This is a genomic window from Cloacibacterium sp. Arc13 (assembly GCF_041431305.1).
Lineage (GTDB): Bacteria > Bacteroidota > Bacteroidia > Flavobacteriales > Weeksellaceae > Cloacibacterium > Cloacibacterium caeni_B.
On the sequence record NZ_JASMRM010000021.1, the window covers coordinates 1 to 13,846 of the forward strand.

The 13,846-nt window shown below is 32.5% G+C and carries 12 protein-coding genes; 3 read left to right on the top strand and 9 right to left on the bottom strand.

The features are described 5' to 3' along the window. The first annotated feature begins 153 nt into the window (after nucleotides 1-153). Nucleotides 154-1,275 carry a 3,4-dihydroxy-2-butanone-4-phosphate synthase gene (ribB, locus tag QO190_RS12380; RefSeq protein ID WP_371463576.1) on the top strand — a complete coding sequence of 374 codons (1,122 nt, stop codon included), beginning with the start codon at nucleotides 154-156 and terminating at the stop codon, nucleotides 1,273-1,275. Nucleotides 1,276-1,313: 38 nt separating this feature from the next. On the opposite strand, the gene fmt is transcribed toward ribB, so the two are convergent. From fmt to folK, 4 genes are all read right to left on the bottom strand, one after another. After that, nucleotides 1,314-2,261 (bottom strand): methionyl-tRNA formyltransferase, encoded by a 948-nt coding sequence (fmt, locus tag QO190_RS12385; RefSeq protein ID WP_371463574.1) that lies wholly within the window; start codon nucleotides 2,259-2,261, stop codon nucleotides 1,314-1,316. Between the two features lie 80 nt (nucleotides 2,262-2,341). Continuing rightward, nucleotides 2,342-4,243 (bottom strand): ATP-dependent DNA helicase RecQ, encoded by a 1,902-nt coding sequence (locus QO190_RS12390; RefSeq protein ID WP_371463572.1) that lies wholly within the window; start codon nucleotides 4,241-4,243, stop codon nucleotides 2,342-2,344. A gap of 81 nt (nucleotides 4,244-4,324) precedes the next feature. Continuing rightward, nucleotides 4,325-5,398: an OmpA family protein gene (locus tag QO190_RS12395; RefSeq protein WP_371463570.1), complete on the bottom strand. Its 1,074-nt coding sequence runs from the start codon at nucleotides 5,396-5,398 to the stop codon at nucleotides 4,325-4,327. A gap of 153 nt (nucleotides 5,399-5,551) precedes the next feature. Then, nucleotides 5,552-5,977, bottom strand: coding sequence for a 2-amino-4-hydroxy-6-hydroxymethyldihydropteridine diphosphokinase (gene folK, locus QO190_RS12400; protein ID WP_104794421.1), 426 nt, complete (start codon nucleotides 5,975-5,977; stop codon nucleotides 5,552-5,554). 31 nt (nucleotides 5,978-6,008) lie between these two features. Here folK and sppA point away from each other — a divergent pair, with 31 nt between their 5' ends. Then, nucleotides 6,009-7,760 (top strand): signal peptide peptidase SppA, encoded by a 1,752-nt coding sequence (gene sppA, locus QO190_RS12405; protein ID WP_371463568.1) that lies wholly within the window; start codon nucleotides 6,009-6,011, stop codon nucleotides 7,758-7,760. An 83-nt stretch (nucleotides 7,761-7,843) separates the two neighbouring features. On the opposite strand, the gene ftsY is transcribed toward sppA, so the two are convergent. From ftsY to lnt, 5 genes are all read right to left on the bottom strand, one after another. Continuing rightward, nucleotides 7,844-8,797, bottom strand: coding sequence for a signal recognition particle-docking protein FtsY (gene ftsY / locus QO190_RS12410; RefSeq protein WP_371463566.1), 954 nt, complete (start codon nucleotides 8,795-8,797; stop codon nucleotides 7,844-7,846). Between the two features lie 193 nt (nucleotides 8,798-8,990). Next, on the bottom strand, nucleotides 8,991-9,143 hold the full coding sequence (locus QO190_RS12415) for a DUF4295 domain-containing protein (RefSeq protein ID WP_069797240.1): 153 nt from the start codon (nucleotides 9,141-9,143) through the stop codon (nucleotides 8,991-8,993). A gap of 19 nt (nucleotides 9,144-9,162) precedes the next feature. Beyond that, entirely contained in the window at nucleotides 9,163-9,345 is a 183-nt protein-coding gene (gene rpmG, locus QO190_RS12420; RefSeq protein WP_039341297.1) for a 50S ribosomal protein L33, read from the bottom strand. 6 nt (nucleotides 9,346-9,351) lie between these two features. Further along, a complete protein-coding gene (gene rpmB / locus QO190_RS12425; protein ID WP_069797241.1) occupies nucleotides 9,352-9,588 on the bottom strand; it encodes a 50S ribosomal protein L28 in 237 nt (78 codons plus the stop codon). Between the two features lie 133 nt (nucleotides 9,589-9,721). After that, on the bottom strand, nucleotides 9,722-11,347 hold the full coding sequence (lnt, locus tag QO190_RS12430; protein ID WP_371463564.1) for an apolipoprotein N-acyltransferase: 1,626 nt from the start codon (nucleotides 11,345-11,347) through the stop codon (nucleotides 9,722-9,724). Between the two features lie 212 nt (nucleotides 11,348-11,559). Here lnt and QO190_RS12435 point away from each other — a divergent pair, with 212 nt between their 5' ends. Continuing rightward, on the top strand, nucleotides 11,560-13,812 hold the full coding sequence (locus tag QO190_RS12435) for a TonB-dependent siderophore receptor (protein ID WP_371463562.1): 2,253 nt from the start codon (nucleotides 11,560-11,562) through the stop codon (nucleotides 13,810-13,812). Nucleotides 13,813-13,846 lie beyond the last annotated feature (34 nt).

The window sequence follows — 13,846 nt, forward strand, 5'->3', positions numbered from 1 at the left end:
ATGTAAAGCTAAATGTAAAATAGGTATTTAGGCTGTTTCTATTTTTAATAATTTTTATTTAGGACAGTATTGAAATCAATTGATTAATTCGTCACATTGAATCTCAGAAAACTAATCACTAATGCTTATATTTGCGCAAAATTAAAAGTAAAAATGTCTGAAATTAAACTCAATACTATTCCTGAAGCAATAGAAGACCTTAAAAATGGTAAAGTGATCATCGTAGTAGATGATGAAAACCGTGAAAATGAAGGCGATTTTCTTTCTGCTGCCGAACTTACTACTCCAGAAATCATCAATTTTATGACCATTCATGGTCGTGGTCTTATTTGTACTCCACTTCCTGAAAAAAGATGTGATGAACTAGGTCTTGAAGCCATGGTTTCTAGAAGTACAGACCCGAAAGAAACTGCTTTTACGGTTTCTATCGATTTACTAGGAGACGGCGTTTCTACAGGAATTTCGGCTAGTGATAGAGCAAAAACAATTTTGGCTTTGATGGACGAAAAAACCAAGCCGACGGATTTTATGAGACCTGGTCACATTTTTCCGCTTCGTGCAAAAACGGGTGGCGTTCTAAAAAGAGCTGGTCATACAGAAGCTGCGATTGATTTAACCAAATTAGCTGGATTGAAAGAAGGTGGTGTCATCTGCGAAATTATGAACGAAGATGGAACCATGGCTAGATTACCAGAATTGGTGGTTTTAGCTCAAAAATTAGACCTCAAAATTATTTCTATCGAAGATTTAATCAATTACCAATTGAAAAAAGGTGATTTGGTAAACGAAATAGAATCTAGAAAAGTAAAAACCGCTTTCGGGGAGTTTGATTTCCATGCTTTCCAAGAAAAACATACAGACCAAATTCACTTTGCTTTAACCAAAGGAAATTGGGAAATAGATGAGCCTGTTTTAGTAAGAGTTCAGTCTTCTAGCGCTTATTTTGATGTTTTAAGCAGATTGATTAACGGTGAAAATCCTCAACTGGAAAAAGTAACCAATATGATTAATGCGGAAGGAAAAGGAGCACTTATTTTCATCAATAATGTATCTAATGCAGAACTCACGATGAGAAAATTACAACAATTCCTGAATTATCAAGACGGACAAGTTGCAAGACCTACGCTTACTGCTAATTTCATAGAATACGGAATTGGAACTCAAATTCTTAAAAAATTAGGCATCACCAATTTCAGAGTGATTACTCAAAACCCTAATCAGAAACCACTTGTTGCTGGTTATGGTGTAGAAATTACCGAAATGGTACAGATGTAAAATCTTAAAAATATTAATCGAAAATAGCGTAGAAAATTCTACGCTATTTTTATATCATCAAAACTGTGAAATCCGTTTAAGAAATCTTTCACATTCATTCGTTTTTTTCCTTCTAACTGAACTTCTGTAGGCTGATAAAAGCCATCTTTGGTATAAATTCTAAAAATATTTTTAGAAATTTCTAAAGTTCCAGCCGTTTTCTGATGTTCTGAAACTTCAAAAGTTCCTGCATAAATCTTCAAACCTTTAGTTTCTTCACCGATGTTTAAAGTGGTAAAAGCGCAAGGATAAGGCGACATTCCTCTGATGAAATTATGAACCTTAACCGTTTCTTGATTCCAAAGAATTCTCGTGTCTTCTTTGAAAATTTTGAAAGCATTTTTGGGTTCTGCAACTTGTGGTTGGGGTTGTTCTGTGATTGAATTTACGGCTAAACCATCTAATGTTTTCACTACCAGTTTCGCACCCATTTCCATCAATCTGTCGTGTAAACTTCCTGCATTTTCATCTGGTGAAATCGGTAATTCTTCTTGCAAAAGAATATTTCCTTCATCTATTTTTTCGTTGATAAAAAATGTAGTTGCTCCCGTTTTTTCTTCGCCGTTAATAATCGCAAAATTGATTGGAGCCGCACCTCTGTAATCTGGTAATAAACTTGCGTGAAGATTGAAAGTTCCCAATTTTGGCATTTCAAATAATACTTTTGGCATCATTCTAAAGGCAACCACCACGAAAACATCTGCCTCTAGTTTTCTCATTTCTTCCAAAAATTCTGGATTTCTGAGTTTCTCTGGCTGAAAAACAGGCAAATTATTTTCTACAGCGTATTTTTTAACAGGAGATTCGGTTAATTTTTGTCCACGACCAGAAGGTTTATCTGCAACGGTAACTACTCCCACGATTTCGTGTTGAGACTGATGAATCGCTTCTAAAGATTTAGCCGCAAAATCTGGCGTCCCGAAAAAAACAACTTTTAAATTTTTCATATTTTGTATCGCTACTACGGAGCTTTTCTCTTTTTTTAAAAAATTTCTACAAACCTTTCGCTCCTATGGAGCGAAACTTTTTATCGTATAGTATACGTTCTAAAATCTAACATTCTAATTTTTCCTAAATCAAGCAAAAAGATAAGCACTTCTTGAATTTTCTCTCTGGAAAATTCTAACAAAATCGCATTTAGATCATCTAAAGTAGCTGGTTTTTGCTGTAGAATATCTAGAATCCGTCTTTCTGCACTAATAGGATTGGTTTTAGGATTTTTGGCGGTGCAAACATAGCAATTTCCACAGTTTTTCGTCTCTTTTTCGCCGAAATAAGTAAGAATAAGTTTCATTTTACAGCAATCATGATTTCTGGTGTAAAATTTCATTTCTTCCCATTTCTGCAATTTATTTTTCTGAATTTGCTCAAAAAGATTCCACCATTTCCCAGAAAAAGTTCGGTCTTCTCTAGGTTTCAAAAATTTGATAGAATCTAAACTTCCGTCTAGATAATCTATATATCCTTTTTGGTGAATTTCTTTCAGTCTTTCTTTAAGTTCTTGAGCGGCAACTCCTAATTTTTTGCAAGTATTGGCTTCGCTAAATTGTACTCTGTGCGTAGATAAACCATCAACACATCTGAGCAATAATTCTATGAAATAACTGTCCTTTTTCTGCAAATTTTCTAAATCACTTACCTCGAATTTCAGTTCTAAAGTAGATAAATTTTTAGAGGTATTGAGATAAATTAACTCTTGATTATGCAGAAAATTAAGTACATTTCTAATCTTGGCTTGAGAGATTTTAGTAAAGTTCAGAATTTTAGAAATATTCAGTTCAAAAATATTTTCCGGCAATTCATTTTCTGCAATCATGAAAGTAGAATACAGATAAGAAATAACCTTAAGAAATTCTAATTTAGAAGGAGTTTGATTATAAAAAACATCATCTAAATTCAGTAATTCTTGCTCATTCCAAAGTAAAAAAGCATAACTTTTCTCGCCATCTCTACCTGCTCTTCCGATTTCCTGATAGTAGTTTTCTAAGGATGGTGCTGGTGAAAGATGTATCACAAATCTCACGTTTTCTTTATCAATTCCCATCCCAAAAGCGTTGGTAGAAATCAAAACATTCTGGTTACTTTTGAGCCATTTTTCTTGCTTCTGATGTTTTTCTTTCACAGAGAGTCCTGCGTGAAAAAAATCTACATTTTTGAGTTTATTTTTTTGTAAAAATTCCGTTAAATTTTCGGCTTCTTTTCTGGTTCTGGTATAAATAATCCCTGAATTTTGGTTGTGTTTTAACAAATCTAAAACTCTCTGGTATTTATCTGCTACCTCATCATTAAAAATGCTGATATTCTCTCTTTTAAAACTTTTTCTAAAAATTTGATATTGAGTAAATCCTAATTTTAGTTTAATGTCTTCTAGAACTTTTGGAGTTGCGGTAGCAGTGAGCGCAAGACAAGGAACGTTTTTAAAAAGTGTTCTAAAATTTTTAATATTTTGATAACTCGGTCTGAAATCTTGTCCCCATTCAGAAATACAGTGTGCTTCGTCTACTGCAATAAATGAAATCTGAATTTCTTCTATTCTTTCTAAAAACTGACGATTCTGAAGTCTTTCTGGTGAAATATAAAGCAATTTGGTAATTCCTTCTATGCATCTGCCGTAAATTTCTTCTTGTTGTAATTCATCTAATTCCGAACTTAAATACTCTGCTTCTATTCCTCTTAACTTCAACTGCTGAACTTGGTCTTTCATTAAAGCCAAAAGTGGAGAAATCACCAAACAGGTACCTTCTAAAACCAACGCTGGAAGCTGATAACAAAGAGATTTACCACCACCAGTAGGTAACAGTGCAATGGTATCTTTACCCGCAATAACCGCATGAATGATGTCTTGTTGTGAATCCCTGAAATCTTGATACCCCCAAAAATGAGTAAGGGTTTTCTGTGTGAGTTCAGCTAAATGATGAGAAGATTGCATTTGGTAAATTTAAGAATTTAGTTTAAAATTTTGTATAAAAAAAGCTGCGATAAACGCAGCTTTTAGTATTGATATTAAAAATTATTTAACTGGTGGTGTTATTGGACTAACTGGACAACCTTGATTTTCTACTGGCCCTGGAACTGTTACACATTTATCATGTAAATCTATTACTCCATCTAAATCTGTATCTAAAGCTACACCCGCTCCATCTACTCTTGCTCCAACAGGCGTGTCTAGTTGTCTATCCCAATCATCACAAATTCCATCATTATCTGCATCTCCTTTTTTACAAACTTCTACATCCACATTTTTATTATCTAGAACATCTAACTTATAATAAATCTCTTGAAGGGGGTCATACCACATCAAATGAGATTGATTTTTTCCTAATTTTAAAGAAATTCCTAATGTAGCATTGAAATAATTATCAGACGTCTGGTTATCTCTAGAATTTATAGGACTATCATAACCGTTGTATCCTAAATCTACATTCCCCAAATAATTACCTCCGCCATCAAAAGAATCATCTCCAGTAATTATATACATTACTCTTCCTTCAATATCTATTCTTCTATTAACTTTAAATTTAAGACCTGCTCCAGCTTGTCCAAATAATGATTTCATTGAAAAATCCTTATCAGTGATTAATGGTGCAGAAGTAGAACCTTCGTCCTGTCTGTATGTTTTATAAGCAAGAGTTCCAAATCCTGCATAACCGTGTAATGCCCATCTAAATGGTAAATCACTGTCAATTTTTCTTAATAAATTTGATAAATTAATATCTCCAATTAAACTGATGGTTTGATATTTTGTTTTTGCTCCAACAGAATTAGCAGTTGAGCCTTCATTAATCTTTGATAGACCTTGGTTAGTTTCTCCCAAATCATATTGCAAATTAAGACCAAATGCGTGTGTAATCGCTTTATCTATGCTTAAATATGCAGAATAACCAAATAAATTTTTTCCTTTATTAAAAGAATTTAAATCTGCTGAATGCATTACTGGAACTCCAAATCCTGCGGATATTCCCCACTCATTAAATTTCTTTTCTCTATTTTCTATAGGCTGCTTAGAACTCTCTTCCTTCTGCTGTCCAAAAAAAGCAATGGGAAGAACTCCAATTAGAGCTATAAAGACTAATTTTAATTTCATAAATGTTTTTTTAGAAAATTTAAAGTAAAGATTTCAACCCATAGAAAACTATTAAAAATAACTTGAGCTTTTCATTTTCTCTTTTTGAGAATAATATATCAAAATTATTATTTTTTTTGATGTAAATAATATTTTTTTTTGCTTTTTTTTATTTTATTTCTCCACATTTAAGCTTTCTAATATTTTTCTAGAAAACTCTCTTTCTAATAAATGCTTTGTATGAGGAATTTTCAACTTCTTAGAATCATAAATTATACCATTAAAAGTTACAATATCTATATCTATAATTCTATCTTCGTATTTCCCTAAAACCATAGAATCATAATTGCGTCCCATATCTTTTTCAATTATTTTTATCTTCTTTAACAATTCGCATGGAGAATGTGAAGTAACTAAAACTAATGCCATATTCCTAAAAACATTAGAACTTTCAAACTCTACTGGTTGAGTTTCTATCATTTCTGATGATTTTATGATATTTCCCAAGCAATTTTCTATTTTTGCAATCGCTCGGTTTAAATTAGACTTGGTATTTCCTAAATTGCTACCGAGTAACAAAACCACATAATGTAACGACATATTATTTAATAATTAAGTTCTCAAGATTATTATGAAAGATTTTATAAAAAATGTATTTGCAAATATAGTAGCCATTCTTTTAATAGGAATAGTTTTATTAGGATTTATGATATTGTTTTTTGTAGCAAGTGCAATGAGCAGCGATCAAAAACCTTACATAGAAAATAATTCTGTCCTTACCATTAATTTTAACGGAAATGTTATAGACTCTTACACCGAACAAGAGGAAAGCATTTTCGATTTTGGGCAAAACAAAGACGTACTCCTTTTAGACGTAGTAAATGCTATTAACAATGCTAAAAAAGATGAAAAAATCAAAGGAATTAGCATAGAAGTTGACAATTTACCTGCAGGAATCACTCAAGTTGATGATATAAGAGCTGCCATCGAAGATTTTAAAAAATCAGGAAAGTTTGTGTATGCTTATGGTAATAATATGTCTCAAGGTTCATATTATCTTGCTTCTGTTGCGGATAAACTATATCTAAATCCTGTGGGAATGGTGGAATTAAAAGGATTGTCTACAGAAGTAACTTTCTTAAAAGATTTTGCAGCAAAATATGGAATTGGCGTAGATGTCATCAGACACGGAAAATTCAAAGCTGCAGTAGAACCATTTATCAGAAATGATATTTCACCAGAAAACAAAGAGCAACTTTCTACTCTTCTTAATGACATTTGGGGAAATATATCTACTAAAATTAAAGCTTCTAGAAAATTAGATGATGCTACTTTCAAAACCGCAGTAGACAGTTTATACGGTTTTATGCCAGAATTAGTCGTGAAAAATAAATTGGCAGACCAACTCTTACAGAAATCAGAATATGAAAACTTAATAAAAAAACAACTGAAGTTAAAGTCTGACGAAAAAATCAACAGAATTTCTGTAAATAAATACATTAATGCCTTAGATGAAGAGGAAAGTAGTGACAACAAAATTGCTGTTCTATATGCCGCTGGAGAAATTTTCAATGGTGATGAATATCAGAACATTCACTCTGAAAAATATGTAGAATACATCAAAGATTTAGCAGAAGATGATGACATAAAAGCAGTAGTTTTGCGCGTAAATTCACCTGGTGGAAGCGGAAATGCTTCAGACGAAATCCTATTTGAATTACAACAACTTAAACTCAAAAAACCTCTAGTAGTTTCTTTTGGTGATTATGCAGCTTCTGGTGGTTATTATATCTCTATGGCTGCTGATAAAATCTATTCTTCACCTAATACTTTAACGGGTTCTATCGGTGTTTTTGGCATGATTATGAATTTTAAAGATTTAGCCAATAGAAACGGTATTCGTTCAGACATTGTCTCTACTAACGCGAACTCACAAGTTTATTCGACACTTTCTGGAGCAGCTCCAGGAACAATCCCTATTTTAACCAGAAGCGTGGAAAGCACCTATAAAAGATTTGTATATTTTGTAACTCAAAACAGAAAAAAATCTTTTGAACAGATTGATGCAATTGGCGGTGGTAGAGTTTGGAGCGGAACCAGAGCAAAGCAATTAGGCTTGGTAGACGAATTAGGCTCGCTTCAACAAGCAATTAATTACGCTGCTACCAAAGCAAAATTGAAAGACTATTCACTAGACAGTTATCCTAGAAAATCTAGTCCACTAGAAGAATTCTTCAAACAAACAGAAGAAGATGAAATCGCTGCAAGAGTAATTTCTAAAAAAGTAGGAAAAGAAAACTATGAGCTCTTCCAGAAAATAACCAATCCTAAACTGAATAACGGAGTACAAATGGCACTACCTTATCAGATTACGATTAAATAGCAAAACATTTCCATCCATATTAAAACGAAATCGCCGTTTCAAAATTTTTGAAACGGCGATTTTAATTTTATAAAGTATATTTCTTATCTCTTTTTAAAGAAAGAATCTACAAATTCCTCACCATTAAATAATTGCAAATCTTCCATTTTTTCGCCTACCCCAATGTATTTTACAGGAATCTGAAACTGGTCTGAAATTCCAATGACCACACCTCCTTTCGCAGTTCCATCTAGCTTTGTCACCGCAAGAGCGGTAACTTCTGTAGCTGCAGTAAATTGTTTTGCCTGCTCAAAAGCGTTTTGACCAGTAGAACCATCTAAAACCAATAAAACTTCGTGTGGCGCTTCTGGCAAAACCTTCTGCATAACACGTTTAATTTTAGAAAGCTCATTCATTAAATTGATTTTATTATGCAATCTTCCTGCAGTATCAATAATGACTACATCTGCATTTTGTGCTACAGCACTTTGAACCGTGTCAAAAGCTACGGAAGCAGGATCAGAACCCATATTTTGCTTTACAATAGGAACGCCTACTCTTTCACTCCAAATCACCAATTGGTCTACAGCTGCAGCTCTAAATGTATCTCCAGCTCCCAAAACTACGTTTAAACCTTGAGATTTAAATTGATTAGCTAGTTTACCAATTGTAGTTGTTTTTCCTACTCCATTTACTCCAACTACCATAATTACGTATGGCTTTTTGGTTTCGTCTATATTTTTGGTTTGAGAATGTGGATTTTCTAAAAGCAAAGCAGAAATTTCTTCACGAAGAATTTTATCCAATTCAGACGTGTTTACATATTTATCTCTTTCTACTCGCGCTTCTATTCTTTCGATGATTTTTACAGTAGTATTTACACCTACGTCAGAAGCAATAAGCACTTCTTCTAGCTCATCTAGAACCTCATCATCTACTTTAGATTTTCCGATTACAGCTCTAGAAATTTTATCAAAAAAACCTTGACTTGATTTTTCTAAACCTTTGTCTAAAGATTCTTTTTCCTCTTTTTTGAATATATTTTTAAACCAACTCATATATTAGATTTGAGATTTGAGATTTACTCACGAATTTTTTTATAATTTTGGAGTTCGTGAATGCTCCGCATTTGAGATTTGAGATTTGTAAACCAAATCGTTAAAATTGTTTTTAAAACTTTAGGTTCACAAAGATAACAAAAAAACTACCCAAAAAATTGAGTAGTTTTATATGTTTATACAAGACGTAGAATTATTTTTTTAAATAAGCTTCTACATCGTCTGCATTCATTACTTTTTCTTCGAAAACGTAAGCTCCAGTCTTAGGAGACTTTACCATTTTCACAACTTTGGTCATTTTTTTAGACTGACCTGATTGAAGCGTTGCAACAACTTTCTTTGCCATCTTTTAATATTTTTAAAGATTACTTGATTTCTTTGTGAACTGTATATTTCTTAAGAACCGGATTGTACTTTTTAAGCTCTAATCTTTCCGTAGTGTTCTTTTTATTTTTTGTGGTGATGTATCTAGACATTCCAGCCACACCTGTTTCTTTGTGCTCTGTGCACTCAAGAATTACTTGAACTCTATTTCCTTTCTTAGCCATTTCTTATTATTTTAAAAATCCGTTTCTTGTTGCTCTTTCAATCGCCTCTTCGATACCAATTTTATTGATAACTCTCAAACCATGAGCAGAAACTCTTAATGTTACGCTTTTTTCTTGCTCTGGAAGATAAAATGTCTTCTCTAATAAATTAATTTCAAAACGTCTTTTCGTTTTGTTATTTGCGTGAGAAACGTTGTTTCCTACCATTGCACGCTTACCTGTTATTTGGCAAATTCTTGACATATCTCGATGTTCTTTTTTACTACTATGTATTTTGAGTGTGCAAAATTATAGATATTTTTTTGAACTCACAAATTTTCAAACAAATAAATTTGTAATTTTTTTTTCAAAAAAACTTAATCTAAATTTTGATAAATTATTTTTTAGAAGCTATTCTTTCTCCGAAGTGGTAAATAATTAAAAATCCGAGCACAAATATAGCAATTCTTGAGATTAAATCACCTATTTTTGTGTAAATAGATTTTTCTTCGAGCAAATTAGCCTTTACCAATAGTGCTGTTCTATCGTCATAAAAGGTGTCTTGCAAAATGTCTCCTCTTGCATTGATATGCGCAGAAATTCCGCTATTGGCAGCACGTACAATCTCTCTTCTGGTTTCTATAGCTCTTAATCTAGCATAAGAAAGCAATTGTTTGTGACCTTCAGTATTATCCCACCAAGAATCATTAGTCATAATCGCTAAAAGGTTTGCACCATTTTTGACATAATCAGTTACATATTCTCCATAAATACTTTCATAACAGATAATAGGAGCCATTTTAGCTTTATTAAACCTATTGCTGAAAACTTTTCTTTCCTTATCAATTCCAAGAGATGAATTAGCTCCACCGAAATCCAGCATCGCATCTCCCAAAATAGGCTTTAGATATCTAATGTAAGGGAAAATTTCAACTCCTGGAACCAATTTCGCTTTGTGATAAACCTCCACTTCTTGATTTGGAATAATTTGCAATGCAGAATTATAAGAATTTACCCAAACTCCTTTTTGAATTTCTGTAGAATAATCCTCAGTATCCGCTTCGTCAAACAAAAATTTATGCGTGGAAGCTCCTGTTAAAAATATAGATTGCGGGTGTTTTCCCAAAAATTCTTTGGCAATTGCGATAGAAGTACTTTTATTAAAACCATTTTCGCTCAAACTTCCGTTCCCGGGAAATGCAGTTTCGGGCGCAATGAAAAAATCTACTTTTGTTTTAGAATTTTCTTCGGCTAAATTTAAAAGTTCTCCTAATATTTGTAAAGAATCTTTACTGTATTTTTCGGTATAAGGATCTAATTTTGGCTGAAGCAAAAGCGTAGTTACTTCTCTTACTGGTTTTTCTTGATAAGAATTGTATTTATAAATAGAAATCATAAGAGGCAGAACTATAATCGCTGTTAAAATAGAAATATTCTTCACCAAATCTTTTCTTATTCTTCCTGCTTGCCAAATTCTCAAAGTATAAAAAGCAAATACATTAATCAGCAAAATCCAAAAACTACCGCCAGTTGCGCCAATCGTGTCGTACCATTGAATCAATTGAGGATATTCTGAAAAGGCATTTCCTAGATTAAGCCAAGGCCAAGTAAATTCCCAATTGAGATGAAATCTTTCGAAACTTAACCAAATTGCTACAAAAAATACTAGCCCAAAATAAGTTCCTCTTACTTTCTTATACCAATAATACAGTTGAAAAACCAAACTCATCAATAAAGAATTGACAACAACAGGAATTGCAACTGCCAAAAGAGAGTTATTCCCGTCTGGATTTTTAGCGTGATATAACCAACCAGTAGTTACTACATTCCAAATGAAAAAAGCAAGATAAGTCAAACCAAAAACCACCCATCCTTTTTTATTGATTTTTGAAAATTTAGAAATTTCTTGCTCCATTAATAACAATGGAACGAAAGCAAAAAATATAAAAAACGGAATTCCGTAAGTAGGCCAAGAAATAGATAATAATAGCGCTGATATTAATGATAGAAAAATATATTTCATAAGTAAAACCTATTGGTGAAGGGCAAATTTAAGGTTTTTACATGGGGTAAAAAAGAAAAACATGACAAAAGTCATATTTTATAAATAACTGAAAATCAATACCAAGTAAAATATTTTTATTCTTATTTAAAATTATTCTAAATTAATTTTGTGATTTAAACTTACATTTTTATTTTTGCGGAGTTATTTTTAATCATTCTAAATAAAGTTAAATGAGAAATCAAATACTTACCCTTTTATTAGTCGCAGCATCAATTACAGCAAATGCTCAACAAAAAAAAGACAGTTTATATACCAGAACCATAGAAGATGTAAAGCTTCACAAAACAGGAAATCCTAATAACGCTAGAGTTTCTACTATAAAATCTCAACTAGATGTAATGGAAACTCCACAAGCGATTGCCATCGTAACTCATGAAGTTATAGAACAGCAACAAGCACAACAACTTTCTGATGTAGTAAAAAATGTAAACGGTGTTTATATTACATCTGCGAGAGGTGCTTCTCAAGACAGTTTTGGAGCGAGAGGTTACACTTTTGGCAATGAAAATATTTACAAAAACGGAAGCAGAGTAAACTTTGGAATTTTCCCAGAAGTTTCTGGTCTAGAACGTGTAGAAGTTCTGAAAGGGAGCGCTGCAATTCTTTATGGAAACGTAGCTCCTGGCGGAATTGTAAACATGGTGACTAAAAAACCTTTATTTAACTTCGGTGGAAGTGTCGCTTTAAATTACGGAAGCTGGAACAATGTAAAACCTACCATCGATATTTATGGCGGATTGACCAAAAATTCAGCTTTTAGAGTAAACGGAAGCTATGAAAATAAAGAAAGTTTCAGAGATATTGTACAATCAGAAAAGCATTATTTCAATCCAAGTTTCCTTTACAACATTTCAGATAAAACACAAATCATCATAGAAGCAGATTATCTTAAACATCACTTCACTCCAGATTTTGGTTTAGGCGGGTTAGTATTAAACACAACCACTAATGAATCAAAACTCAACACACTTCTTGGAATCAATAAATTTCCTGGTGCAACTTGGCAATATCAAACCAATGAAATGCTTACTTCTACGGTAACATTAAACCACGAAATTAATTCTAATTGGAATTTTAATACGATTGCATTTTTTCAAGATTATACCAGGGATTTTTACGGAACCGAAAGAATTCAATGGAATTTGCAAAACAATGGAGATTATGTTTGGAAGAGAACTTTAAACAAACAACTTCAAGAACAAAAATATGGAAGCCTTCAGTTTAATTTAAATGGTCAGTTCAATACTGGAAAATTAAACCATAAACTTTTAGTAGGTGCAGACGCTGATTATTTACAAGCAGACACTTATTCTTATCAATTGCAAAAACAAGATGGTACTTTCGCAGATGCAGGAAATAACTTTGTTTATGGAACCAATGGAAATACCAGCAATGGAAACATCCTTTTATCAGACGAAAACACTTGGAAATCTGGAGAAATGCTTAATTCAAGACAAAAAGACCTTAACAGAATTCCTACAAGAAGAGTTGGTATTTATGCTCAAGATTTAATTGCTATTACAGATAAATTCAAAGTTCTAGCAGGTTTAAGATGGTCGTATTTAGAAAACAAAAACACTATCGTAGAAAATTATTTAAACAATACTAAAACATATAAAGCAAGTTCAGGTAATCCTAAAGAAAGCGCATTTTCTCCAAGAGTAGGATTAGTTTATCAGATTGATGATAGCTTCAGCACATTTGCAAGTTATAGCAACTCTTTCAATCCTAACTCTGGTAGAGATATTAACAATTTACCATTGCCTTCTTCTTTGATTGACCAATATGAAATTGGTTTAAAGAAAAATTTATGGAAAAACACTTTAGCGTTTAATATTACTGCTTATCAAATTGAAAACAGCAATTTAGCACAAACAGCTGCTTTTGATAAAAACGGAAACATAAATGGTGATACTAACATAAAAGAAATGACGGGAGCTACCAGAAGCCGCGGTATAGAACTAGACGTTACAGGAAATCCTACCCCAAATCTTTCAATCAATGCTGGTTATGCATACAACAACATGGTTTACACAGATACACCAGACTCTGAAGGAAGTTTCGTAGAAGGAGAAAGATTGGTAAGAACACCTGCAAATACTGCGAATGCTTCTATCTTCTACACCTTACCAAAATATGTAAAAGGATTAAAATTAGGATTCACCGCATTCTACACTGGAGACAGATTAGCCGGTTGGAATAATCTAAAAGACAAAAACGGAAACCCAAAAACCAACAGAATGTATGAAATTGGAGATTTTACCACTGTAGATTTCACTATTGGATACCAATTTAAAAAATTCAATGTTCAAGGAAGATTAGGAAACATTTTCGATGTGGTAGATTACAATGTACACGAAAATTACTCTGTAAACCCTATCAATCCTAGAAACTTTTACTTAACATTTAATTATAAGTTTTAACCTATCATATCAAATTTAATCAAAAAGTGGAGAA

Coding starts and splice junctions, on each gene's coding strand:
- ribB (WP_371463576.1), top strand. CDS start 154: ATGTCTGAAATTAAACTCAATACTATTCCTGAAGCAATAGAAGACCTT.
- fmt (WP_371463574.1), bottom strand. CDS start 2,261: ATGAAAAATTTAAAAGTTGTTTTTTTCGGGACGCCAGATTTTGCGGCT.
- QO190_RS12390 (WP_371463572.1), bottom strand. CDS start 4,243: ATGCAATCTTCTCATCATTTAGCTGAACTCACACAGAAAACCCTTACT.
- QO190_RS12395 (WP_371463570.1), bottom strand. CDS start 5,398: ATGAAATTAAAATTAGTCTTTATAGCTCTAATTGGAGTTCTTCCCATT.
- folK (WP_104794421.1), bottom strand. CDS start 5,977: ATGTCGTTACATTATGTGGTTTTGTTACTCGGTAGCAATTTAGGAAAT.
- sppA (WP_371463568.1), top strand. CDS start 6,009: ATGAAAGATTTTATAAAAAATGTATTTGCAAATATAGTAGCCATTCTT.
- ftsY (WP_371463566.1), bottom strand. CDS start 8,797: ATGAGTTGGTTTAAAAATATATTCAAAAAAGAGGAAAAAGAATCTTTA.
- QO190_RS12415 (WP_069797240.1), bottom strand. CDS start 9,143: ATGGCAAAGAAAGTTGTTGCAACGCTTCAATCAGGTCAGTCTAAAAAA.
- rpmG (WP_039341297.1), bottom strand. CDS start 9,345: ATGGCTAAGAAAGGAAATAGAGTTCAAGTAATTCTTGAGTGCACAGAG.
- rpmB (WP_069797241.1), bottom strand. CDS start 9,588: ATGTCAAGAATTTGCCAAATAACAGGTAAGCGTGCAATGGTAGGAAAC.
- lnt (WP_371463564.1), bottom strand. CDS start 11,347: ATGAAATATATTTTTCTATCATTAATATCAGCGCTATTATTATCTATT.
- QO190_RS12435 (WP_371463562.1), top strand. CDS start 11,560: ATGAGAAATCAAATACTTACCCTTTTATTAGTCGCAGCATCAATTACA.